Origin of the sequence: Rhodococcoides fascians A25f (assembly GCF_000760935.2) — a bacterium.
Classification (GTDB): Bacteria; Actinomycetota; Actinomycetes; order Mycobacteriales; family Mycobacteriaceae; genus Rhodococcoides.
The window spans coordinates 4,956,303-4,980,172 of record NZ_CP049744.1 but is presented as its reverse complement, the minus strand read 5'-3'; the positions used below and the strand labels follow the sequence as shown (position 1 = coordinate 4,980,172).

General features: G+C 66.3%; 18 protein-coding genes. 11 read left to right on the top strand and 7 right to left on the bottom strand.

Annotated elements, in window-relative coordinates:
- Nucleotides 1-58: 58 nt before the first annotated feature.
- Both BH93_RS23325 and BH93_RS23320 read right to left on the bottom strand, forming a co-directional pair.
- A complete protein-coding gene (locus tag BH93_RS23325) occupies nt 59-2,566 on the bottom strand; it encodes a helix-turn-helix transcriptional regulator (RefSeq protein ID WP_052064969.1) in 2,508 nt (835 codons plus the stop codon).
- Between the two features lie 7 nt (nt 2,567-2,573).
- On the bottom strand, nt 2,574-4,349 hold the full coding sequence (locus tag BH93_RS23320; RefSeq protein WP_052064968.1) for an Hsp70 family protein: 1,776 nt from the start codon (nt 4,347-4,349) through the stop codon (nt 2,574-2,576).
- Nucleotides 4,350-4,610: 261 nt separating this feature from the next.
- Between BH93_RS23320 and BH93_RS28160 the strand changes: the two genes are divergently transcribed.
- The 3 genes from BH93_RS28160 to BH93_RS23305 all read left to right on the top strand — a co-directional run bounded on the left by BH93_RS28160 (nt 4,611) and on the right by BH93_RS23305 (nt 10,541).
- Complete coding sequence (locus BH93_RS28160; RefSeq protein WP_037173386.1) at nt 4,611-7,163, top strand: IniB N-terminal domain-containing protein; 2,553 nt, start codon at nt 4,611-4,613, stop codon at nt 7,161-7,163.
- Nucleotides 7,164-7,275: 112 nt separating this feature from the next.
- The gene (locus tag BH93_RS23310) at nt 7,276-9,084 is read left to right on the top strand and encodes a dynamin family protein (protein ID WP_037172850.1); all 1,809 of its coding nucleotides are present in this window, start codon (nt 7,276-7,278) and stop codon (nt 9,082-9,084) included.
- Nucleotides 9,081-10,541, top strand: coding sequence for a dynamin family protein (locus BH93_RS23305; protein WP_037172849.1), 1,461 nt, complete (start codon nt 9,081-9,083; stop codon nt 10,539-10,541). Before BH93_RS23310 ends, BH93_RS23305 begins: the two co-directional genes overlap by 4 nt.
- 17 nt (nt 10,542-10,558) lie before the next feature.
- Here the strand turns inward: BH93_RS23305 and BH93_RS23300 are convergent, their stop codons facing one another.
- Nucleotides 10,559-11,134, bottom strand: a complete 576-nt coding sequence (locus BH93_RS23300) for a hypothetical protein (protein WP_037172848.1) — start codon at nt 11,132-11,134, stop codon at nt 10,559-10,561.
- A gap of 83 nt (nt 11,135-11,217) precedes the next feature.
- Between BH93_RS23300 and BH93_RS23295 the strand changes: the two genes are divergently transcribed.
- Complete coding sequence (locus BH93_RS23295) at nt 11,218-11,601, top strand: bleomycin resistance protein (protein ID WP_037172847.1); 384 nt, start codon at nt 11,218-11,220, stop codon at nt 11,599-11,601.
- Nucleotides 11,602-11,617: 16 nt separating this feature from the next.
- Here BH93_RS23295 and treS read toward each other — a convergent pair whose 3' ends face one another.
- Complete coding sequence (treS, locus tag BH93_RS23290) at nt 11,618-13,798, bottom strand: maltose alpha-D-glucosyltransferase (protein WP_037172846.1); 2,181 nt, start codon at nt 13,796-13,798, stop codon at nt 11,618-11,620.
- A 295-nt stretch (nt 13,799-14,093) separates the two neighbouring features.
- On the opposite strand from treS, the gene BH93_RS23285 reads away from it, so the two are divergent.
- The 6 genes from BH93_RS23285 (at nt 14,094) to BH93_RS23260 (ending at nt 20,609) form a co-directional block, all read left to right on the top strand.
- Entirely contained in the window at nt 14,094-14,591 is a 498-nt protein-coding gene (locus tag BH93_RS23285) for a Pro-kumamolisin, activation domain family protein (RefSeq protein ID WP_032376211.1), read from the top strand.
- Between the two features lie 304 nt (nt 14,592-14,895).
- Complete coding sequence (gene dnaK / locus BH93_RS23280) at nt 14,896-16,740, top strand: molecular chaperone DnaK (protein ID WP_032376212.1); 1,845 nt, start codon at nt 14,896-14,898, stop codon at nt 16,738-16,740.
- Nucleotides 16,737-17,384 (top strand): nucleotide exchange factor GrpE, encoded by a 648-nt coding sequence (grpE, locus tag BH93_RS23275; protein ID WP_037172845.1) that lies wholly within the window; start codon nt 16,737-16,739, stop codon nt 17,382-17,384. Before dnaK ends, grpE begins: the two co-directional genes overlap by 4 nt.
- A gap of 31 nt (nt 17,385-17,415) precedes the next feature.
- Nucleotides 17,416-18,591, top strand: a complete 1,176-nt coding sequence (gene dnaJ / locus BH93_RS23270; RefSeq protein ID WP_032376214.1) for a molecular chaperone DnaJ — start codon at nt 17,416-17,418, stop codon at nt 18,589-18,591.
- Entirely contained in the window at nt 18,591-19,007 is a 417-nt protein-coding gene (locus tag BH93_RS23265; RefSeq protein WP_052064967.1) for a heat shock protein transcriptional repressor HspR, read from the top strand. Before dnaJ ends, BH93_RS23265 begins: the two co-directional genes overlap by 1 nt.
- Nucleotides 19,008-19,862: 855 nt before the next feature.
- Nucleotides 19,863-20,609 (top strand): FAD-binding oxidoreductase, encoded by a 747-nt coding sequence (locus tag BH93_RS23260; RefSeq protein ID WP_037172844.1) that lies wholly within the window; start codon nt 19,863-19,865, stop codon nt 20,607-20,609.
- A gap of 17 nt (nt 20,610-20,626) precedes the next feature.
- Here the strand turns inward: BH93_RS23260 and BH93_RS23255 are convergent, their stop codons facing one another.
- A complete protein-coding gene (locus BH93_RS23255) occupies nt 20,627-21,028 on the bottom strand; it encodes a MarR family winged helix-turn-helix transcriptional regulator (protein WP_037172841.1) in 402 nt (133 codons plus the stop codon).
- The gene (locus BH93_RS23250) at nt 21,025-22,440 is read right to left on the bottom strand and encodes a DHA2 family efflux MFS transporter permease subunit (protein WP_037173385.1); all 1,416 of its coding nucleotides are present in this window, start codon (nt 22,438-22,440) and stop codon (nt 21,025-21,027) included. Before BH93_RS23250 ends, BH93_RS23255 begins: the two co-directional genes overlap by 4 nt.
- A 154-nt stretch (nt 22,441-22,594) precedes the next feature.
- Here BH93_RS23250 and BH93_RS23245 point away from each other — a divergent pair, with 154 nt between their 5' ends.
- Complete coding sequence (locus tag BH93_RS23245; RefSeq protein ID WP_037172831.1) at nt 22,595-22,825, top strand: hypothetical protein; 231 nt, start codon at nt 22,595-22,597, stop codon at nt 22,823-22,825.
- A 1-nt stretch (nt 22,826) separates the two neighbouring features.
- On the opposite strand, the gene rsgA is transcribed toward BH93_RS23245, so the two are convergent.
- Entirely contained in the window at nt 22,827-23,843 is a 1,017-nt protein-coding gene (rsgA, locus tag BH93_RS23240) for a ribosome small subunit-dependent GTPase A (protein WP_037172830.1), read from the bottom strand.
- Nucleotides 23,844-23,870: the final 27 nt, after the last annotated feature.

The window sequence follows — 23,870 nt, the reverse complement described above, 5'->3', positions numbered from 1 at the left end:
GGGGTGCTGCCTGTTCTGATCGGTTACCGGTGGTCGGTCGTTATGTCGCTTCGGGCCCTCACACAGTTACAGTGCCGGTCGCCGCGCTGGTGGAGCCTCCGTATCCCATAGCGCGCAGCATCGAGATGAGCTCGGAACGAGACTCGGCCCCGAGTCTGCGTCGTATTCGAGCCACATGATGTTCGACGGTCTTCGGGGAGATGTAGAGGCGGCTGCCCACCTCGCGGTACGTGACTCCGAGCACGAGCAACTCGGCGACCTCGGCCTCGCGTTCGCTCAGCGAACCCGTCGGTGTCGGCGTGGTTCCCGAACTGTCGCGTCGGTGCGAGTTGGGCGGCTGCGATCCGGTTTGACGCAGCGACCTGGCGATGTGCAGCAGTGCGGTTGCGGTCGCGGTATCGCTGACGGTCAGCGCCGCCTCGCTGGCCAATCGGGCTCCGTCCCAGGGCAGTCCGAACGCGGTCAGCGTTCGTGCCGAATTCTCCACATCGGTCGGGTCGGGCCTGCCCTGCAACACGCCGAGCCAGGCGCGACCGGCCGCGGCGAGGGCGGCGCTGTAGGGGTGGGTGGGAGCGGCTGCCGCGAGAGCCTTGGCGTGCGGCACCAGCGCGTCGGGAGTCTGCGCCACGATGGCCGCCTGAACCTGATACCAGTGCAGCGCCGATGCCCACACGGGCGGATCTCCGAGCGCGGCGAGCAGATCGGAGGCCTGCCCCACAAGATGTTCGACGCGGTCGACCTGGCCGAGTCGGGTTGCAGCCAAGAGTAATTCGCCCAGAGGTAGTAGTGCGAACAGATCTGCGGAGTATTCGGCGATGACGTTCTGTGCACCGGTCCATGCCGTCATCAGCGATCCTGCGTCACCCGATCTGCGTGCCAGGCCCACCCTGATCGCGTGCAGGAAGAGCTGATTGCGCATGTGGGACAACGGAATCCGGAGTGTATCGAGCGTAGAGCTCGCCTCGGTTGCATCGCCCCGCAGCATGGACGCCCATGCCCCCAGGAGGATCAGTCGGGTGTGTGCCTCGGATCCTGGACGCCGGTCCGGCAGCGCCCGCGCCAGGATGGAATCGACGCGAGCGAGGTCGCCGCAGTGCACTGCATGAAGGGCCGCGACGGCCGCGGCGGTGTCGGTGGCACACGAACGATCGGATACATTGCCGGTCAACGACAGTGCGCGCATCAACGAGTGTGCGGCAGCGCTCGACTCGGCTGCACTGCGAGAATCGATCGACCCGAGGACGCCGGCCACCAGTAAGGTGCCCGACGCAGTGCTCGATGTCGGCGCAAGCGCGGATACGGCGGTCATCGACCGGTCCGCGCCGCTGCGATCACCGGCTGCGGCAGCGGACAGAGCGGCCCACACCCCATCGGGCCCGAGTCGATCCTCGCCGAGCCAGACGAACAATTGCGCGCTGCGGGAGAGCATTCCGCGCTGTGCGGCAATCGAGGCCGAGACTCGAACAGCCGTCCGCAGATCCGAGGAGTCGCAGACGGCGGCGCTGTCGAGGATCTCATCGGCGTAGCGCCCCGCCTCGTCCAGATCGCCGGCGGCGGCCGCGACCTCGGCCCGCCGGGCGGCGAGCGCCGGCGGATCGAAACCGGCATCGACGGCGGCGTCGTACAGCGCGCCCGCAGTCTCGACAGACGCCGAATCTGCTTGCTGCACAAGAAAGTCGGCCAGACCGGCATGAACGACGCCTCGCTGCGCCAGCGCACGCGCGGCGGTGGCGTCGAGCAGGCGGGATCGGGCTGCTACGTCGGTGACGGAATGGAGCAGGACGCGGCAGCGCCGATCGCCGATCAGCTCGGTCAAGGGAACCTCGGCGGCCGGAATCAACGTGCCGGTGGAGTCGAGCAAGCCGGAGCTGCAGGCGAGGTCGACGACAGATTCGACCTCGTTCGAGCGCGAGACGAGCTGCGCGGCCGTCGCGGGCTCGGGAGCGATACCGAATCGAGCCGCGAGCAGCAGTGCCCGTGTGTCGTCGGCGGTGTCGAGCAACATCCGACGATGCTGTGCAGCAACGGCTTCGGAAACCACTCGCAGGGGAGCCGGGTCGGAGAGTTCTGCGCCGAGCGCGGCAAGAGCCGCGTCGACGGCGGCAAGAATTCCCCCGGTGGACTTCGCGATCGCATTGGCCAGTGCCGCAGAGATGGGCCGTGCAGTGGCGGCTGCTCGTGCGGCGATCGATGACTTGTCCAGCGGAACCAGAGTCAGTCGACCGGAACCGGCCGACGCGATCAACTTCTCGATGCGAGAGTCGAACTCGCGCGGAGCCGTCGCCACGACCAGTGTGATGTCCGAGCGAGTCGCCGCCGCAGCGATCTCGTCCAACCTCTGCTCCGACAGCAGATGCGCATCGTCGACGAGAACCGTCGAGCCGGACGGTGCATCGGCGATGCTGCCCGGATGCGGATCCACCGACGCCGCGATCGCGTCGAGAACAGCGGAACGACCGGACCCGTTCACTCCGACGACAACATGGAAACCAGTGGTGTCGAGGACATCACGGACGAAACGATCGGCGCGTTCGACGCCGACGAGGGATGGTCGGATGCTGATCACGGTCGACTCAGCGGCCGGTCAGGCCGCCGACGACTCCGCCGAGCCCGTCGCCGACGCCACCGACCGCACCGCCGAGCCCGTCACCGACTCCCCCGACGACTCCGCCGAGGCCTTGACCGACATCGCCGAGATTGGGGCCTTGGTAGCTGGGAACCTGCACGCTCGGAACCTGCACAGCAGGTGGTTGGTAGCTGGGAACCGTCGGGGCCGCGACCGACGGGATGGTCGGCACGGTTGCTGCGCCGTTGTCGGCAGGGGCCGCGGCGGGGGCAGGGGATCCCGCAACCGGTGCTCCGGTGGCCGGATCGATCTGCGTCACCGTGCCGTCGGCGTTGACGACCGTGGTGGGGGTGCCCTCGGATCCGACTGCAGCAGCGTCGTTCTCGCCGGGAGCAGCCGTCGTGGGCTGGGCGTCCGCAACTGCGGAGGTGGTTCCCGGTGTTTGTGTGCTCGAGATCTCGGCGTTGGACTCGGCCGGAGCGGTGTTGTCGGAGGTCAACGCTGTACCCACCGACAGGCCTCCGCCGGCGAGAAGCGCGAGGACGACCACGGATCCGGCGACGAGGCCGGCCTTCTTACGGCCCGACATGCCTGCGTCGGATTCGACGGCGGTAGGCGTCGGTGCCGGTCTCGGAGTGGGGCGCGGCATCGGCGCGGCGGCAGCGGTAGCCACGGACGCGGTCGGGACCGCAGCCAGGGACGCTGCGTCTTCTGCGGCGGTGGCGTCGGCGATGTCGCTTCCGAGTATCGCGGCTCCGATCGCGACGGTCAGTTCCGGACGAGGTCCGGCTACTACGGGGGCGCGCAGTTCGGACGAGATGAGTTCGGCAACGAGGGGGATGGCCGAGCTGCCGCCGACGAGCACCACCTGGTCGATGTCGGTGACCTCGAGTCCTGCGGCGGCCACGGCGTCCCGAACGACCCCCACGGATGCCAGCAGCGATGCGCGTACCAGCTCTTCGATCTCGGAGCGCACCAGGCGAACCTCGGTGTGCAGGCCGGGCAGGTCGACGGTGAGCGAGGTGGACGTGTCGTAGGAGAGTTGTTCCTTGGCCTGGCCACACCGGGCTCGCAATTCCACCAGCGCACCCACGGTGTCGGGGTCGAACGGATCGAACTCGAACGACTGACTTCCCGAGACGGTATCGAGGACGTACTGCATGATCGCGTGATCGAACTGCGCACCGCCGAATTCCTGCGAATGGACGCCGCTGCCGACGACTCCGGCGTCGGTGCCGGTCCGGATCAGGGTCACGTCGAGGGCGCTGGCACCCAGGTCGTAGATGACGGCGAGGCCGTCGGACTGTGTTCCGCGGGTCACCTCGAGCCAGCGCATCGTGGCAACGGAGTCGGGTACCAGCGTGACATCGGCCAGGCCGGCGCGGTCCAATGCCTCGCCGAGGGCCTCGGCTGTGTACGCCGTCCAGCGGGTGGGGTGGGTGACGACGACCGTCGGGGCGGAATCGGCTCCGGCGGAGACCTCGGCCACGAGTGCGCGAGCGGCTGTGGCGTACAGATCCTCGGCGCGGTGACTGCGGCCGTCGTCGTCGATGAGTTCCACCGGGTCGCCCACTCGGTCGGCGAATCCGCTGATCAGGTGGCGGGCCGATCGGTCCCACAGCTCGGCCAGGCTCGGGGCCGCGCCGGGGCGAAGATCGAGTGCCGAGCGCTTGACCACCGAGGTCACGGGGTCGGTGTCGAGTGCAGCAGCCGCTGTCACCGAACCGATACGTATGCCGAGCCCTGTCCCTGTCGTTCCGCAGGCTGCACTCTTGCCGTTCATAGTGGTGTCGCCGCCTTCATCTCGCCCCAGCCGTCAGTGGTACTGCCGTCACTCGCACTGTCGGACTGGGTTCGTTGTTCGTTACGTCTCACAGCAGGTTAGAGCGCGAAACGAGTGAAATCCCCTAAAGCGCCCAGATCCCCTAACGACAGCCCCCTGGCGACCCCCGGGGTAGTAGGGGGATCGGCCCCGTTGGGCGGGGGCTCTCCGATGCATAGCTTTGTGATCAACCACGAAGCACCACTCGTCAAGGAGACCCAGATGGCTACCAACGCCGTACTCGATTTCATCCTCAGCCTGCTGCGCGACGACCAGGCCGCAGCGGCCTACTGCGCCAACCCCGAGACGACGCTGGCCGCTGCCGGCCTCGGCGACGTGACCCACGCAGACATCGTCGCCGTGGCACCCCTGGTCGCCGAGTCGGGTCTGTTCGCAGGAGCGGGCAGCCAGCTGTCGGCCATCTTGGGTGCAGGCGGATCGGCAGGCCTCGAGGGCGCACTCGCCGGAGGCGCGAGCCTCGGCGGCGGATTGTCGGCCGGACTCGGACTGGCTGCAGGCGCAGTCGCCGGCGGCGGACTGGCTGCAGGCGGCAGCCTGACCGGCGGAATCGACGTGACGGGTGAGATCGCCGCGTCTCTGCAGGCAGCCCTCGCCGCCGCGCTGGCGGTCGGTGGCCAGATCGGCGTGGAGCTCGGCGCTGCATTCGGTGGTGCCCTCGACGCCTTGATCGGCGCAGGTGCAGGCATCGGTGGCGGAATCGGCGGCGGTGTCGGTGGAGGTCTGGATCTGGACCTCGACGGCCTGCTCGGCGGAACCGTCGGACTCGGCGCTGCGTTGACCGGTCTTCTCGGAGCAGGCGCGGGCATCGGGGGAGCGATCGGCGGCGACATCACTGCACAACTGCAGGCCGCCCTCGACGCCGCCCTCGGCGCGACCGGTGCCGTCGACCTCGGCGCACTGGCCGACATCCAGGGTGGACTGAGCGGCGCGCTCGGCGCGATCTTCGGAGTCGGCGGAACCGTCGGAGCCGAGCTCGGCACGGCGCTCGGTGGCGTCTTCGACGCCGTCCTCGGTGCCGGAGCCGGCCTCGACATCGCAGGTGACCTCGGTGCCGCTCTGACCGCGGGCATCGGCGGCGCACTGGCAGGCCTCGGCACCATCGGTGCAGATCTGACGACCGATGTCGGTGCAGCCCTGGACGGAGCACTCGGTGCCGGTGGCGCACTGGTCGGCGACATCGCGGGTGGCGTCGGCGCCAGCCTCGGTGGGCTGTTCGCAGCCGACGGTGCCATCGCGGGATCCATCGGAACCGCACTCGGAGCCGTCCTCGACGCCGGTGCGCTCGCAGACCTGGACGTCGACGCCCTGCTGGCTGCGGGCGGCAGCGTCGGCGCGGTCGTCGGCGGCGCACTCGGAACGGCACTGGACCTCGACACCAGCGCGATCGGCGGCCTGACCGCTGCCCTCGACACCGCAGTGGAGGGAGTCCTCGGCGCAGGTGCCGGCATCGGCGGCGACATCGCCGGCGGACTTGCAGGTGGCCTGGCCGGTGGAGTCGCCGGTGCCGGTGGAGTTGCCGGGAACCTCGAGGGCCTCCTCGGAGCCGCATTCGGCGTCGGCGGCACCGCCGGAGCCCAGCTCGGCACCGCACTCGACACAGTGCTCGACACCGGCGCAGCCCTCGACCTCGGAGCCGTACTCGGTGCCGGAGCCGACCTGAGCGCAGGACTGTCCGGAGCGATCGACACAGCAGTAGCCGCCGGAGCCGATCTCACAGGAACCGTCGACGCAGCACTCGCCGGAGTGGGCGGAGTCGGCGCAGATCTGTCGGGCGGTCTGGCCGGAGTGGGCGGCGTGGGTGCCGGCCTGACCGGCGGGCTCGCCGGACTCGGCGGCGTAGGCGCGGGCCTGACCGGCGGACTGGCCGGACTCGGCCAGGTCGGCGCAGATGTGGCCGGCGGCCTCGGAGCCGTCGGAAACGTGGGTGCGGATGTCACCGGTGGGCTCGCAGCCGTCGGGAATGCCGGTGCGGGCCTGACCGGCGGACTTGCCGGTTTGGGCGACGCGGGAGCCGGCTTGTCGGGTGGCCTCGCCGGACTCGGCAGCCTCGGTGGCGGTCTCGCAGGCGGGGTTGCCGGCGGAGTTTCCGGCAGCGTCGACGCCGCGGCTCAGGCCGGAGCCGGACTCGAAGGAGCTGTGACCGGTGGCATCAGCACCGGAATCGATGCGGCAGCATCCGCAGGCGCAGGCCTCGAAGGAGCTGCGAATACGGCAGGATCCGTCGCAGGCGGCCTCGAAGGTGCGGCAGGCGGAGTGGTCGACGCGGGAACCTCGGTGGGCGGCGAGATCGCCTCGAACGTCGGCGGCGGACTCGACGCCGGTGCGTCGCTCGGTGGAGGCATCGCCTCCACCGTGGGTGGGGGAGTTGGTACGGGTTTGGATGCTGGTGCCGACGCTGCGGCGTCCGTGGGCGGCGGGTTTGATTCCGCTGCCGACATCGGTGGCCAGGCAGCGGGCAGCGTCACCGGTGGTCTGGAATCCGGTGCGGAGGGACTGGCGAGTGCAGGCGGCAGCCTTTCCTCGGCCGCGAACGGTGCAGCGTCGGGATCGTTCGAGCACTCCAGCTCCTTCGACGGCGGCGCAACCGCGTCCGGCACGGGCTGGTCGAGTGTCGACTCCAACGTCTTCGGACAGGCCGAGAGCGATTCGAGTCTGTTCAGCGACGGCAGCCTGCACGGCTCGGTGGACTCGGCAGCCGATTCTCTCGGCCACGCAGTGACGGTCGATCACGACATCGATCCGCTGCACCCCTGATTCGGTCAGCGACACCAGTGCTCGGCCCCGAGTGTGTTCGTCACACTCGGGGCCGTGTCGTCGCTAGAGTTCTGGTGGGGACGTCGACGAGAACGGGTTGTGAAGCGAGAGTATGGACGGGCACACAACGGAGCTGGCCGAGCTGTTGAATCGCACCGCGGCGGTGGCGACATCGGCGGGAAGATCCGACCTGGTGGATCGGGTCGAGGCGGCGCGGTCGAGAGTCCTGGATCCACGCCGACGCATCATCGTGGTCGGACCGCTCAAGCAGGGCAAGAGTCAGTTCGTGAATTCGCTGCTCAATCTGACGGTGTGCTCGGTCGGCGACGACGAGACCACGGCCATCCCGACGGTGGTGTCCAACGCCGAGAGCTTCTCCGCGCAGCTGGTTCTCGCAGATCCGGGTAGTGAGCCCATCCGCGTCGACGTGCCGGCCGACGAGGTCACGACCGTCACCCCGGCGAGTCCCCGAGCTCAGGGTCGTGAAGTGTTGCGGCTGGACATCGGAGTGCCGAGTCCGCTGCTCGCCGACGGTCTGGTGCTGGTCGATACACCGGGTGTCGGTGGGCACGGAAATCCGCACGCTGCAGGAACATTGGGACTCATTCCGTCCGCCGACGCAGTGCTCGTCGTGTCCGACGCCTCCCGCGAATTCACCGAGCCCGAACTGTCCTTTCTCCGGCAGGTGCAAGGGCTCTGCCCGGCCGTGGCCGTACTGATCACCAAGATCGATCTGTATCCGCACTGGCGGCAGATCGTCGAGGCCAATCGTGGGCACCTCGATCGCGGCGGCCTCGAGGTGCAGATGCTCCCGGTGTCGTCTCTGTTGCGCTCTCACGCACTGCGTTTGAACGACGAGGAGCTCAACGCCGAGTCCGGTTTTCAGCAGCTCTACGCGTTTCTGCGCGACGACGTGGTGGCCCGCGCGGATGTGCTGGCTCGCGCGTCGGTTTCACTCGACGTTCGCTCGGTCACCGAGCACCTGTCTCTGTCGTTCGGCAGTGAGCTTGCGGCGCTGAAGGATCCGGAGCGGGCGGCCGCGGCCGTCGCCGGTCTGCAGCGCGCCAAATCCGCTGCCGAAGAACTGCACAAGCGCTCGTCCCAATGGCAGCAGACGCTCGGTGACGGCATTGCCGATCTGGCGTCCGATATCGATCACGATCTACGCGACCGGTTGCGCCGCGTCACCCGGGAGGCGGAAGAGACCGTCGACGAGGGGGATCCGGGCAAGGACTGGCCGCAACTGGGCGAATGGCTCGAAGAGCAGATTGCCGCGTCGGTGGGCGACAACTTCGTGTGGGCGCACGAGCGGGCACTGTGGCTCTCGGAGTTGGTGGCCGAGCACTTCGCGTCCTCCGGGGCTGCGGCGCTGCCGGATCTCGATCTCGGCGATCTGGACAACGTTCTCGAACCCGTCTCGTCGTTGGCCGAGCTGGAATCCGGTCGTGTCGGTATCACGCAGAAGGTTCTCGTGGGAATGCGTGGCTCCTACGGCGGTGTCCTCATGTTCGGTCTGATCACCACATTCGTCGGGTTGAGTCTGCTCAACCCGATCTCGATCGGCGCGGGTGTTCTGCTGGGCACCAAGGCATACAAGGAGGACAAGGAAAACCGCGTCAAGGCACGTCGTTCCGAGGCCAAGATGGCGATCCGCCGCTTCACCGACGACGTCAGCTTTCAGGTCGGCAAGGAGTCGAAGGACCGGCTGCGGCAGATCCAGCGGGTGCTGCGCGATCACTTCACCTCGATCGCCGAACAGACTCTGCGGTCGCTGAACGAGTCCCTGCGCTCGGCGCAGGAAGCTGCCGCGGCCGACAACACGGACCGCGCCGCCCGCATTGCTCAGCTGGAGCAGGACCTGCGAGTGGCAGCCGATTTGAACTCTCGGGCAATCGCTCTCGTCAAGGAAACCGCGGTATGAGCGTGACGGCTCTGAACCGGGCACGTGATCTGATCTCGGCTGCACGATCGACGTACGCGGGGGACGCCGAAGCCTCGTGGATGCTCGACGAATGTCTGTACCGCCTGGACGAGCCGCTGCGGGTGGCGTTGGCGGGATCGCTCAAGGCCGGCAAATCGACACTGCTGAATTCGCTTGTGGGGCAGGACATTGCTCCGACCGACGCCACCGAATGCACCAAGGTCGTCACGTGGTATCGCAACGGCGTCACTCCCGCCGTCACGGCCTGGTACGACGGTGATCGGGCCGCGAACGTTCCGGTGCAGCGACGGGATGGCCGATTGACCTTCGATCTGGGGTCGTTGACGGCCGCGCAGGTCGATCGCCTCGACGTCGAATGGCCCGCCAGCACGTTGGCGCAGACGACGATCATCGACACCCCCGGCACGTCGTCGCTCTCGCGCGATGTCTCGGCACGCACGCTCGCGATGCTCACTCCCGAGAACTCGTCGTCGGGAGCCGACGCCGTCGTCTACCTGCTGCGCACGCTCAACGCGTCGGACGTGTCGTTTCTCGGGCAGATCGGCGCGCACGTGGGCGGTGATTCCGGGCCCCTCGGCGTGATCGGGGTGGTCTCGCGGGCCGACGAGGTCGGCTCGGGCCGGATGGACGCGATGATGTCGGCCAAGGAGGTGGCCGCGAGGTTCGCGTCCGAGCTGGAGGCCACCGGTTTGTGCCAGGCGGTGGTCCCGGTTGCGGGTCTGCTCGCACTCGGCGCGGAAACGTTGCGGCAGAACGAGTTCGCTGCGTTCGAGACATTGGCGACGGTACCGACAGAGGATCTGCAGTTGGCGATGCTCTCGGCCGATCGCTTCGTGCGACCCGAGAGCACGCTCCCCGTCGACGCGGCGCTGCGGGCCAGCATCGTCGACCGCTTCGGTTTGTTCGGAATTCGGATGGCGGTCACTCTCATTCGGTTGGGGGTGCGCGATTCGCCGACGCTTGCAGCCGATCTGGTCGAACGCAGTGGCTTGAGCGAACTGCGCTCGGTGATCGACGTGCAGTTCGGTCAGCGGGCCGACCAACTGAAACTGCATTCGGCTCTCGTTGCGCTGCAACGAATTCTGGAGTTTCGACCGGAATCGCACGCCCTGCGTACCGAAGCCGGGCGGATGCTGGCGGACGTGCACGGCTTTGCCGAACTGCGTCTGCTCGGCCGATTGCGTTCCACCACACCGAAACTCCCGGAGGGTGCCCTGCTGGACCTGCAGCGCGTCATCGGCGGGTTCGGCATCTCCGCCACCGAACGCCTGAATCTGCCGGCCGATGCCGGTCGCGCCCAGCAACGCGAGGTCGCGTTGGCGGCAGTACACAAGTGGCGGGGGTTGTCCGAGCACCCGCTGCTGGATCAGTTCACCTCTGGCTCGTGCGCCCTCGCCGCGCGCAGCGCCGAGGGAATACTCGCCTCACTGGCCTGAATCTTATGGGCTGAGTCTTATCGGCCCGTGTCTTTTCGGGCTGAGGACCGCCGGGGGAGTAGCGCGACAACGGTGGCAGCGGCTGCCGCTGCTGCGACGACGAACGGTCCCCACTGCAGAACACCGCCGAGCAGCGCGGGGGCGTCGGAGACGAAGGTCGAGAACGTGATGGCCGCACCGATGGTCAAGATCCCGACTGCGCCCATCAGGACCTTGGACGACGTCGCCGCGCCGCGCAGCAGGTTCAGCGCGACGAATCCGAGCAATACGAGTACTGCCGATGCAGCACCACTGGACAACAGCGTGGCCGAGGCGGTGTTGCGAACGTCGGCCGCACTCGCCGTCGAGTCCTGCTGCGAGACTGCATTTTCCACACCGGACAGCACGGACTCCCAATTGAGTGCGATGACCGCCGCCAACAGCAGGATGATTGCGAGCGTCGCTACCCACAGTCCGGTCGCAATCTTCGGAAGAACCGAGTGAGTGGGCTCCTGCCGTGGCCGAAGAGGCTCGACGACTACATCCGGCCGCGGCGGTTGCGGACGCGCAGGCCGGGGCCTGTGCGCTGTCGGATCGTTCGGTTCTTCGGCCACGATGCAGCAGTCTATCGGGGGAACTGCACAGGCACCGGCAAGGCCGCTGCGAAGTAGACCGAGAGGTCGTAGGCTTGGCTGCCGTGACCGACCATGCCGTACCGAACCTGCCATCTCGCGACTTCGATGACACGCTCGCGTTCTACGGCAGTTTCGGGTTCGAGCTGGCTTACCGAGACGATGGTTGGCTGATTATCGGCCGTGGCGCACTTCGGTTGGAGTTCTTCCGGTTTCCTGATCTCGAGCCCGAAGACAGCTCGTTCATGTGCAGTATCCGTGTGGACGATGTCGATGAGCTGTATCGCAAGATCAAGGCTGCGGGTGTCGTGGAGAGGCCGTCCGGTAGCCCTCGACTAGCTCCTGTGCGGCTTCAGCATTGGGGGCAACGCGTCGGGTTTCTCGTGGATCCGGACGGGACCCAGTTGAACTTGATCGAGAACCTCGGCGCGCCGACCGACGCCCCCTAGCTGAGCGAGATTCCGCTCAGCGCAGCACCACCGCCACGCCCTCGTACGGACGCAGTGTCATCGGGAAGCTGTTCAGCTCGTCCACGGTTGCGATCTCGTTGTCGTCGTACACGTCGATGGCGCACGTGCCGGGCACCAGGTGCTTGGACTGAATGGTTGCGCTGATCTCCTCGGACGAGAAGTTGAGCACAGTGGCCTGGATGGTCCCCTGGCTGAGTTCGTGCACCATCACGAGCAGGCCCTTGTGCGAGACCGTAGGAATGTCGATCTGCTGGGCGGTGGCGATACCGAACCGCTTGCGCAGCTCGATGATTCGCGCCAGTTGGCGGGCGAACGACTGAGGGTCGGCCAGCTGCTCGGGGAGCGAGCCGTAGAGGCTGCGTCCGCGCGGAATGCCGGACTCCGAGCGCACGGCCTCAGGGAAGTATCCCATCAGATCGTGAGCGCCGCGGTTGATCCACCGGGTGTCGCCTTCCCGAATGAGATCGTCGACCTCGGCGGCATCGATGGGCAGGATGCCCAGCAGATCCCAGCCCGACAGGGCGAACACGCCCGGCTGCCACGCGTTGTACATCGCCAACAGCAGGTGGGCACGCTTGACCGTCTCGATGTCTGCCTCGTCCATTCGGTCGAGGTCGCGAATACCGAGCGATGCGGTGATGACACTTGCTGTGGTGCAGGCGATTCCGTTGGTGGTGAACGTCCGGTTGTACGGTGCCCAGCGTCCGGTGAGCCGATCGGTCAGTTCGCCGCGAATGCGATCGCCCAGGTCGCAGCCCTTGACCGTCTCGCCGCCGTAGGAGAACTCGTCCTCCGCATGCAGGGTGGCGAAGTGGATGAGCTCGAACGTCATCTCGTCGTGATTCTGCAGCGCATGCACCAAAGATGCCGTGTCGACTCCATGATCACGCGCCAAAGTCATGGTGAGCCTGAGGAATTCGGTGTTCCCCATGACCAGCGCATGCTGATAGGCGGGGCGGTTGATGAAGTCGTACGACAGGTCGGCACCGTTGGTGCCCATGGCCTTGATGTCGTCGATCGTGAGGTTCAACTCCTGGAAGGTGAACCCGCCCATCTTGCGCACCACGCTGGCGATCAGGTGGTTGGCGGCCTCGGACAGGGGATGGCCCTCGGACCAGCCCGGGCCTTCTGCTCGACGCTCGACACCGAGAAAACCGTTGGCGTCCAAGCGCAGTGCGCCTGCGCCGAGGTCTGCGATGGAGTGGCAGGCGTCGCCGATCACCAGTCGCATGCCGGCGAACGAGGGGTCGAGCCAGTTGATCGACGGCTGACCGGCCTTGAAGTAGTGCAGGTACACCCAACGACGCTCGACGCCGTCGATGCCGACGACGGGAGGTGTTGCGCTCCAGTTGGTTTCCTTCACGCCGAGCTCGTAGAAGATCACTCGCTGCAGCTGGCCGATGATGTAGCCGGCGCGAGCGAGATTTGCCTCGGCCTCCGCGTCGATGTTCTGCGAATCGGCTCCGGCGCGCACTCGGGGCAGCAGGTGCCAGTCCTGTGGTTCGATCTCCACCATGTGATAGATGCCGGGGTAATCGGCCACGGCCATCTCGGCAAGGCGGAAGTCCGCACCCTTGCCGGTGTGTCCGGGCACGATGTCGTCGATGACGATGCCGTCGTATGCCGAGGCCACCACGCACAGGCGTCGGAACTCTTCTTCCGATCCGAATGCGGGGTCGATCTGCATGCCGATGCGGTCGAAGTGGCCGTCGACCGAGGGGGTCGGCCGCCAGCCGTGAATGCCGCCTGCCACCTTGACGGGGCCGGTATGCACTGCGGTGACACCGATTTCGGAGAATGCCTGCCACAGCTTCTCGTCGCCGAGGGTGCTCAGAAAGCTCGTCTGCGGAGCGTTGATCACCGAGATGGGGTAAGCGGTGAACCACACCGGTGCGCGCTCGACGGCGGCGCGAGGATCGGGATCGGCATACGGGTTCTGCCACATGCTGCCCTTGCCCGAGAGCTGCTCGGCAATCAGCTTGGCGTCCCGCAGCATCGACTGTTCGGTGAGCCAGTCCACGTACTCCGGGTTCGACGCAACCGGTTCGCTGTCGGGAGTGGGACTGTTGCTTCGATTGGCGCGGCGCACCGAGGGGCGAAGTGGTTTCGGCCGAGCCGGGTAGAACTTCTCGTCGTAGGTGATCTCGCTCGGTTCGTGCTGCACTTCGGGATCCATGTGCCTCCGTAGCCTCGCTTTTCTTCAACCCTACGTAGGGCGCGGCCGATCCGCAGGGTTGTGGTTCCCCTGATCCTCGACGGGCGAAACCTTGCCGGTCGACCGGTGAAACCTACGCCGAACTACACGAATGTCATTCGGCGGGGGCGTTTCCTTCGATATGCGAACGTCATCGAATCGAGACCGCCTGGTGTGGAATGTCTGATTCCGATAGGCCATAGTGAGTCAAGTACCAACTGCCCCTCCAGTCACATCAGACTCACGGGTCACATCCCCTCAGCTACAGGAGTTGTCCATGCGACGTCTTGCCCGCACATCGATCCTGGCCTCGACGGCCGCCCTGGCCGCCGGCATCGGTGCGGTCGTCCTCGTGCCCATGGCCTCGGCCGAACCGGAAGAGCCGGTGGGTCCGCTCGGCTCGGTCGTGCTCGAAAGCCCCGACCTGGTGGTCGCCATGTCCGCGGTCTGCGACACCACGGTGAAGGACGCCCCCGAGGGTGGCGTCGTGGCATTGCAGGTGAAGGTCGACAACGTCGGCGCGGACGACGCCTCGAACGTCAACGTCAACTACGGCGCACTGCCGGGCGTCCAGGGTCAGAACACCGAGACGACCATCAAGGCAGGCGAGTCGGCGACGTACACCGTGCCGTCGGTCGATCGTGAGTGGGTCGCTCGTCCCGCCGGTGCCGCGGCCTTCGCGAGCGCTCTCGACGCCGACTTCATGAACAACATCACGGCCGGACTGCTCAGCCACAGCTGCATCCCCGCGCCGGCCGAGGAGCCTGCCGAGTAATTCCGTCCGCCCTACTTTCTCCCCGCTGCGCCGCGACGATCCCCGCTGATCGTCGCGGCGTACTGCTGTGGAGGGGCTTCGCCCCATGTGCGCAGAACCTCGTAGCAGGGGTCGAGTTTCCGCGCACATGCGGCGCAGCCGCTCCCTTGGGGAACAAATTCGCCACACCCTCCGTTGTGCAGGTCAGCAGCCTTGAGTGGATGAGGCTCAAGTTGGAAGTTGACGCGATAGATCGCGTTGTGCAAACTTGAGCGGAGTTCGCTCACCCAGGGACTGAATCCACGCAACAACAGGAGGAAACATTATGGCTCGTGCGGTCGGTATCGACCTCGGGACCACCAACTCGGTCGTGTCCGTCCTCGAGGGCGGCGAACCGGTTGTCGTCGCCAACTCCGAGGGATCACGCACCACCCCGTCGATCGTCGCTTTCGCCAAGAACGGTGAAGTGCTGGTCGGCCAGCCCGCGAAGAACCAGGCGGTCACCAACGTCGATCGCACGATTCGTTCCGTGAAGCGCCACGTCGGCACGGACTGGACCGTGGAGATCGACGGCAAGAAGTACACCCCTCAGGAGATCTCCGCGCGCACGCTGCAGAAGCTCAAGCGCGACGCCGAGGCCTACCTGGGTGAGGAAATCACCGACGCGGTCATCACCGTTCCCGCGTACTTCGAGGACGCACAGCGTCAGGCCACGAAGGAAGCCGGCCAGATCGCCGGCCTCAACGTCCTGCGCATCGTCAACGAGCCCACCGCGGCAGCTCTCGCATACGGCCTGGACAAGGGCGACAGCGAGCAGACCATTCTCGTGTTCGACCTCGGTGGCGGCACGTTCGACGTCTCGCTGCTGGAAATCGGCGACGGCGTCGTCGAGGTTCGCGCGACGTCCGGCGACAACCACCTCGGTGGCGACGACTGGGACGAGCGCATCGTGACCTGGCTCGTCGACAAGTTCAAGGCTCAGAACGGCATCGATCTGACCAAGGACAAGATGGCGCTGCAGCGTCTGCGTGAGGCCGCCGAGAAGGCGAAGATCGAACTGTCCTCCGGGCAGAGCACCTCGATCAACCTCCCGTACATCACGGTCGACGGCGACAAGAACCCGCTCTTCCTCGACGAGCAGCTCAGCCGCTCGGAGTTCCAGAAGATCACCTCCGACCTGCTCGACCGCACCCGTGCGCCGTTCCAGGCAGTGGTCAAGGACTCCGGCATCGCCGTCAAGGACATCGACCACGTTGTGCTCGTCGGTGGTTCGACGCGTATGCCCGCCGTCTCCGAGCTGGTCAAGGAACTGTCCGGTGGACGCGAGCCCAACAAGGGCGTCAACCCGGACGAGGTCGTGGCCGTCGGTGCTGCACTGCAGGCCGGTGTGCTCAAGGGTGAGGTCAAGGACGTTCTGCTCCTCGACGTCACGCCGCTGTCCCTCGGTATCGAAACCAAGGGTGGCGTCATGACCAAGCTCATCGAGCGCAACACCACCATCCCGACGAAGCGTTCCGAGACCTTCACCACCGCTGACGACAATCAGCCCTCGGTGCAGATCCAGGTCTTCCAGGGTGAGCGCGAGATCGCATCGCACAACAAGCTCCTCGGCTCGTTCGAGCTGACCGAGCTGCCCCCGGCTCCTCGCGGCGTCCCGCAGATCGAGGTCACCTTCGACATCGACGCCAACGGCATCGTGCACGTCACGGCCAAGGACAAGGGCACCGGCAAGGAAAACACGATCAAGATCCAGGACGGCTCCGGCTTGTCCAAGGAAGAGATCGACCGCATGGTCGCCGACGCGGAAGCTCACGCAGACGAGGACAAGGCTCGTCGCGAAGAGGCCGAGGTTCGCAACCAGGCCGAGTCCCTCGTCCACCAGACGGAGAAGTTCGTCAAGGACAACGAGGACAAGGTCGACGCCGAGCTCAAGGGACGCGTCGAAACCGCCATCGCCGACGCCAAGACGGCTCTCGCGGGCAGCGACATCTCGGCAGTCAAGACCGCCGTGGAGAAGCTCTCGACCGAGTCGCAGGCTCTCGGCACCGCCATCTACGAGGCTCAGGCCAAGGAGCAGGGCGGCGCAGAGGGTGGCGCGCAGGCCGCTGACGACGGTGTTGTCGACGCAGAGGTTGTCGACGAGCCCGCCGACGACACGGACAAGAAGTGACGTCGGAGAACACCGAGCAAGAACCGGTCACTTTCGTGGACAAGCGAAAGATCGATCCCGAGACCGGTGAAGTACGGGAAGGTGACGCAGTTCCGGAGCCCCTCGTGGGCACCGGGGCTGCGCCCCAGCCCGACTCGGTGGACGAAGGGACCTTCGACGGAGACGTAGTCGAAGACCCGCGTGACACGCAGGTCGCCGAACTCACCGCAGATCTGCAGCGCGTGTCGGCGGAGTACGCCAACTACCGGCGTCGCACCGACCGAGAGAAGCAGACCGGAGCGGAGAACGCGAAGGCGTCCGTCGTCTCGCAGCTTCTCCCGGTTCTCGACGACCTCGAGCGAGCTCGCCAGCACGGTGATCTCGAAACCGGACCGCTCAAGGCAGTGGCAGACAAGTTGGCAGGGGTGTTCTCGAACATCGGCCTGACCACCTTCGGAGCCGAGGGCGACGCCTTCGACCCGGCCATTCACGAGGCCGTCTCCCACGAGGGCGACGGCAGCAGTCCCGTCGTCGGGACGTTGATGCGTCCGGGCTACAAGCTCGGCGAACGCGTTCTGCGGACCGCGATGGTCGGAGTGGTGGACAGCGCTGGTCAGGACACGGCAACACAAGAATCGGATGCACCTGCGTCCGACGAGCAGTAAACAGAAGTAGCGCGAGAGGAGGAAACGCCCGGTGAGCCAGCGGGAGTGGATCGAGAAGGACTTCTACAAGGAGCTGGGCGTTTCCTCCAGCGCGACTGCAGAAGAAATCAAGAAGGCGTACCGAAAGTTGGCCCGGGACAACCATCCCGATGCCAATCCCGGCAACGCCTCGGCCGAGAACAAGTTCAAGGCGGTCAGCGAGGCGCACGCCGTGCTCGCCGACCCGGCCAAGCGCAAAGAATACGACGAAGCACGACGGCTGTTCGCCTCGGGCGGGTTCGGTAGCCGCGGCGGCGGTGGATTCTCGCCCGGCGCAGGCGGATTCGGCGGTGGCGGCCAGACCTTCGACGTCGGCGACATCTTCGGTCAGGGTGGCGGCGACGGCGGAATCGGCGACCTCTTCGGTGGCCTGTTCAATCGCGGTGGCGCGCAACAGCGCCCGCAGAGCAACCGGCCCCGACGCGGAAGCGACGTCGAGACCGAGACCTCGCTGCAGTTCCGTGAAGCGGCACAGGGCGTTACGGTCCCCTTGAAGTTGACCAGCCCGTCCTCGTGCACCACCTGCCACGGCAGCGGCGCGAAGCCCGGAACCAGCCCGCGCGTGTGCCCCAAATGCAACGGCCAAGGCGTCGTCAACAGAAATCAAGGCGCGTTCGGCTTCAGTGAGCCGTGCGACGACTGCCGCGGCAGCGGGTCCATCATCGACGACCCGTGCGTCGATTGCCGTGGAACCGGAGTGCAGAACCGCACCCGCACCATCACCGTGCGGGTACCGGCCGGCATCAGTGACGGACAGAAGGTCCGGCTCGCCGGTCAGGGCGAAGCGGGTCTGCGCGGAGCGCCGTCGGGCGACCTGTTCGTGACCGTACGGGTCAAGCCCGACAAGGTGTTCGGCCGCAACAACGACGATCTGACGGTGACCGTGCCGGTGAGCTACGGCGAACTGGTGCTCGGCACCACGCTGTCGGTGCCCACCCTCGAGGGGCGCGTCGGAGTGAAGGTGCCACCGGGAACCGTCGACGGCCGAGTGCTGCGGGTGCGTGGACGCGGTATCCCGAAGAAGTCCGGTACCGGCGACCTGATGGTGACCGTCAAAGTTGCCGTCCCGCAGAAACTGGACGATGCTGCTACCGACGCTCTGAAGAACTATCTGGAAGCCGAGAAGGCCAGCGGATTCGACCCGCGGGCCGGGTGGGCAGGTGTGTGATGTCGGTCCCTCCCGAGGGCGGTTCCCCGAAAAACGGTGGAGCACAGGCTGATCCCGACGCGCAGATTTTCGTGATCTCCATCGCGGCACAGCTGGCCGGTATGCACGCGCAGACGCTGCGCACCTACGACAGGCTCGGACTGGTCACCCCGCATCGCACCACCGGCGGCGGGCGACGCTACTCCCCGCGTGACGTCGCACTGCTCCGTGAAGTGCAGCGACTCTCGCAGGACGAGGGCGTCAACCTCGCCGGCATCAAGCGCATCATCGAGCTCACCAATCAGGTCGAGGCTCTGCAGTCGCGAATCAGCGAACTGGCTCAGGAGTTGGCAGCCGTGCACGCAAGTTATCGCCGCGACCTGGTGCCGATTCAACGCAACGCCCTGGTGGTCTGGAAGCCGAAGCACCAGCGCTAGGTTCGCCGCCTCTTTGCGGGCTCAGATCCTCGCAAACGCGCGCGCATTCGTCAGGTGCGCGCAGATTCGTCAGCGGTTCGGTCACTATTCCGCGCGCATCCAGCAAACGCGCGCGCATTCGTCAGGTGCGCGCAGATTCGTCAGCGGTTCGGTCACTATTCCGCGCGCATCCAGCAAACGCGCGCGCGTTTGCGCCGGCGAGCCGCGCGGCGGTGGCGAACCTCGCGCCGGTCTGGCCCACCGGGGTTGAAGCGAGCCGCGAGAGAAGGGCGGCGGGTGCCGGGCGCGCATCCCCACAAACGCGCGCGCATTCGTCAGGTGCGCGCATTGTCGTCTCTGATTTGCTCGCTATTTCGCGCGCGTTCAGCAAACGCGCGCGCGTTTGCGTTTGCGAGCCGCGCGGCGGTGGCGAACCTCGCGCCGGTCTGGCCCACCGGGGTTGAGTCGAGCCAGTCCACCGGAGCCGCTTCGCGGGTCTCTGCCTCGCATATCCTCGCAAACGCGCGCGCATTCGTCAGGTGCGCGCAGATTCGTGCCTGATTCGCTCACTATTCCGCGCGCGTTCAGCAAACGCGCGCGCGTTTGCGAGGTCGAGCGGGGCGGCGGTGGCGAAACTCGGGCAGGTCTGGCCCACCGGGGTTGAGTCGAGCCGCGAGAGAAGAGCGGCGGGTTCCGGGCGAACATCCCCACAAACGCGCGCGCATTCGTCAGGTGCGCGCATTGTCGTCTCTGATTTGATCACTATTTCGCGCGCGTTCAGCAAACGCGCGCGCGTTTGCGACGTCGAGCGGGGCAGCGGTGCCGAACCTCACGCGCGTTGCGAGACACCCGCCCCCGACCCCTATCCTGGTCGGCATGCAGGCGTGGAGTTCGACGGTCGTTCAGTATCACCGCCTTCGGAACGACCTCGCGGTCATCAGACTCGAGGGCGACGTGGTTCCGTTCACGGCAGGCCAGTCGGTGTCGGTGACAGTTCCCCAGAACTCAGCTCTGACGCGGCGATACTCACCCGCGCTGCCGCCCTCGCTCGACGGCAAACTGGAATTTCACGTCCGGGCCGTTCCCGCTGGATGGGTGAGCGGGTCGATCGTCAACGAGACGCGGCCAGGGGATGTGTGGCAGATCAGCGATCCGAAAGGCGGTCTGCACGTCGACGACTCGGGTCGCGACGTCGTGATGATCGCGGGCGGCACCGGCCTCGCTCCGTTGCGGGCAATTCTGCTCGATCTCACGCGCTGGGAGCAGCCACCCAACGTCACGCTGTTCGTCGGCGGAAAATCGCCTCGCGACCTGTATGCCGGGGACATGCTGTGGTTGATGGCGTCGCAATTGCGGTGGTTGACCGTCGTTCCCGTCGTCGATCAACTGAACGAGCCGTGGGCTCCGGATCGATGGAACGACCGCATCCGTGACGAAATCGGTTCCACCACCGCGTTCTTCGAGCCCGAGCACTGTTGGGAAGGCAGTATGGCCGACGTCGTCGCCACCCAGGGGCCATTCCTGGACAGCCAAATTCTGTTGTGCGGATCCCCGGGAATGGAAGCGGCGACCGTGCGCGCCCTGGTCGAGAGCGGAACCCCGCCCGAGACCATCCGCCGCTGAAGCGCTGTCCCACGAGATCAGGGCAGCTGCAGAATCCGTCGTAGATGTGCCAGATCCGCAGCGGATACCGTCGTGAATTCCGGCGGCGGGGCGTCGGCGATTGTTCTGGCTTTCTCGGCAAGGCGACGGCCGGCATCGGTGAGCCCGATGATGCGGCGTCGGCGATCGTCGGGATCTTCGGTGCGCACCACCAATTCGCGCTTCTCGAGCTCGCGAACGTTGAGGGAGACGTACGGCGCATCGGACGCAAGAATCTCGGCCAGCTCGGTCACCGTCCGATCACCTGCGAGCAATTTGGTGAGCAATTTGGCCCGCAGAAAGCTCATGCCGGTGGCGTCGGCGACGGCCCGTCGGGTGTCGTGTTTCTCTAGCATCAGTGAGCGCATCTCGCGCCAGACATGCGCTGCGTCGGCGGTCATACGAGTACCGGACGGCCGATGTTCTCGGCGGTCGAGCGGGCCCACCGGCCGGTGGTGACCAAGGCGAGCGCGGTGACGACCACGCCTGCGCCTGCGATGACGAACCACGCGGGCACGGCGGCGGCGGTGAAACCGTCGGAGATCTCACCGACGATGCTCGCGGTGACGATGGAGCCGACGACGGCCACGCCGAGCGACTGACCCACCTGCCTGCTGGTCGACGCGATGGCGGATGCCACTCCGGCCTGGCTGCGCGGCATTCCGGACACCGCGGTGTTGGTGATCGGAGCATTGACCATGCCGAAGGACATTCCGAAGATCACGTATGCGACCGCCAGCCACGCGAACGACGTCGTCGGAGTCAGTCGGGTGAGCATCAGCGCCGATGCCACGAATCCGATTCCGGCAACGAGCAGCGGAATGCGCGCCCCCAGGGTGCCGACGATGCGGCCGGAGATCGGCGCGAAGATCAGCGTCATCAGGGCCATCGGCAGAGTGTAGAGACCGGCATGCAGCGGGGAGTAGCCGCGCACGTCCTGCAGGTACAGGGTGTTGAGGAACAGAAATCCGCCCAGGGAAGCGAACGCGCACACGGCGATCACTGTCGCTCCGCTGAACGGTGCGCTGCGGAAGAACCTCAGTTGGATCAGCGGTTCCTCGATGCGCGACTCGACCACCAGCAGGCCGACGAGGGAACCCACGGCAATGGCACCGGTGAGCACGATCAGCGGCGATCCCCAGCCCTTCGCCGGCCCTTCGATGATGGTGAACACCAGCGAGGCGAGAAACGCGAAGATGAGGAATTGACCGGCCGGGTCGAACTTTCTCGCGTGCTCGGCTTTGGATTCGGGGACGAACTTCACCGTCATCGCCAGTGCGAAGATGCCGACCGGGACGTTGATCCAGAAAATCGATTGCCAGCCGGCTCCGGTGACGAGGATGCCGCCGAGCGCGGGGCCCGCCGACATCGAGATCCCGACGACAGCGCCCCACATTCCGATGGCCCCGGCACGCTCTTTCGGGTCGGTGAAGGTATTGGTGATGATCGACATCGCGACGGGATTCATCATCGAGCCGCCGACGGCCTGCAGCATGCGGAAGGCGACGAGCCAGCCGAGCGACGGTGCGACGCTGCACAGCAGGGAGCCGAGTACGAACGTTCCGGTGCCGATCAGGAAGAAACGTTTGCGTCCGAACTTGTCGGCCATCGAGCCGCCGAGCATCAGCAGTGAGGCCACGACCAGCGTGTATGCGTCGATGATCCACTGGAGGCCCGATACCGATGCGTTCAGATCGGCGCGCATCGACGGCAGTGCAACGTTGACGATCGTGTTGTCTGTACTGACGAGAAACAGGCTCAGGCAGCAGATGCCGAGCACGAGATACCGGTGTCGTCGAGTCAACTCGGCCACGTTCACCTCCGCGATAATGCTTGTATATCTATAACTATTACATGAGTACTCCTAATTTGTTCACCGAGCAAGTGAGTGTGCTCATGTGCGTGCCCGATAGGGTGTGTGTCACAGACTTGCTCGAACCCGATCGCTCGCCGAATGGAGAACAACAGTGGCTTCCGAGATCGCACCAGGCGACCTGGTTCAGGCGTCCGGGCACGCCGGCCCGTGGAAGGTGCTCGAGATTCGTCAGGGTTTGGCGTTGCTCGAACACCACGACGGGCATCGGTTGTCGGTGCGCACCACCACGGTCGAGGTGGTACGCAAGGCGTCGAGCAGTGAAGGTTCGGCTCGGCAGGCCGAGGCGGAGACCGACAGTCCCTCACTGTTCGACGAGGGCTGACCTACCTCCCTCTACCGTCGGCTGCGTATTTCCGACGTAGTGACTTCGAGATCTGCTTGTACTCGCGCAACTTCTCGCTGCGAGTTCGAACGTCGTGCCTCGAGGTGGCCCAGGCGTTCTCCCGCAGCAGCTTTCGGTAGTTGCCGAGTCTGCGTTCGGTGAGCTCGCCCGCGTCGACGGCGGCAAGCACTGCGCATCCGGGCTCGTGTTCGTGTGCACAGTCACCGAACCGGCACAGTGCGGCCAGCTCTTCGATGTCGGAAAAGGCGCTCGCCACAGCGTCTTCCGATCCCTGGATCCCCACCGACCGCAGGCCCGGGGTATCCAGCAGAACGAGGCCGGACGACGGAATCGGCACCAACTCCCGATGCACCGTTGTGTGCCTGCCCTTGCTGTCGGCGCTGCGGGTGGCACCGGTGGCGAAAGTCGAGCCGCCCAGAAGAGCGTTTCCGAGCGTCGACTTTCCGGATCCCGACGGCCCGATCAGTGCAACCGTGCCTCGCAGATGTTCTGTCAGTGAGTCGATTCCGCCGTTCGACACAGCGCTCGTGCTGCACACGGTGACACCCGGTGCGGCTGCCAGTATTCGTTCCTCGTCGATACTGCCGCTGTCGTTCTTGGTGATCGCGAGAACGGGGACGCCGCCGCTGCCCCAGGCGAGGGTGATGTAGCGCTCGACGCGACCGAGGTCGAGGGCCGTGTCCGACGCGACGGTGACCACGACGGTATCGACGTTGGCTCCGAGAACCTGTGTCTCGGAGGTGGATCCGGCGGAGGCGCGTTCGATGGCCGTCCGGCGGGGGAGGATGGCGATCAGCCGGAACGAGTTCTCGGCCAGTGTCACCCAATCCCCGGTGCAGGTACTGCTGCCGGTGCCTCGGACGATGCCGCTGTCGGTGACGGCGTCGAACTCACCGCGGTCGACGCGTACGACGCGGGCGAGAATTGTGTTCCTAGAATGGTTTTCGAGTTCGGTCAGCCAGTGCTGATCGAGACCGTAATGGTCGAGTGGAGACATGCGAGATCCTTCGGGGAGGAGGAACGA

Coding starts and splice junctions, on each gene's coding strand:
- BH93_RS23320 (WP_052064968.1), bottom strand. CDS start 4,349: ATGAACGGCAAGAGTGCAGCCTGCGGAACGACAGGGACAGGGCTCGGC.
- BH93_RS28160 (WP_037173386.1), top strand. CDS start 4,611: ATGGCTACCAACGCCGTACTCGATTTCATCCTCAGCCTGCTGCGCGAC.
- BH93_RS23310 (WP_037172850.1), top strand. CDS start 7,276: ATGGACGGGCACACAACGGAGCTGGCCGAGCTGTTGAATCGCACCGCG.
- BH93_RS23305 (WP_037172849.1), top strand. CDS start 9,081: ATGAGCGTGACGGCTCTGAACCGGGCACGTGATCTGATCTCGGCTGCA.
- treS (WP_037172846.1), bottom strand. CDS start 13,798: ATGGATCCCGAAGTGCAGCACGAACCGAGCGAGATCACCTACGACGAG.
- BH93_RS23285 (WP_032376211.1), top strand. CDS start 14,094: ATGCGACGTCTTGCCCGCACATCGATCCTGGCCTCGACGGCCGCCCTG.
- dnaK (WP_032376212.1), top strand. CDS start 14,896: ATGGCTCGTGCGGTCGGTATCGACCTCGGGACCACCAACTCGGTCGTG.
- BH93_RS23265 (WP_052064967.1), top strand. CDS start 18,591: ATGTCGGTCCCTCCCGAGGGCGGTTCCCCGAAAAACGGTGGAGCACAG.
- BH93_RS23260 (WP_037172844.1), top strand. CDS start 19,863: ATGCAGGCGTGGAGTTCGACGGTCGTTCAGTATCACCGCCTTCGGAAC.
- BH93_RS23255 (WP_037172841.1), bottom strand. CDS start 21,028: ATGACCGCCGACGCAGCGCATGTCTGGCGCGAGATGCGCTCACTGATG.
- rsgA (WP_037172830.1), bottom strand. CDS start 23,843: ATGTCTCCACTCGACCATTACGGTCTCGATCAGCACTGGCTGACCGAA.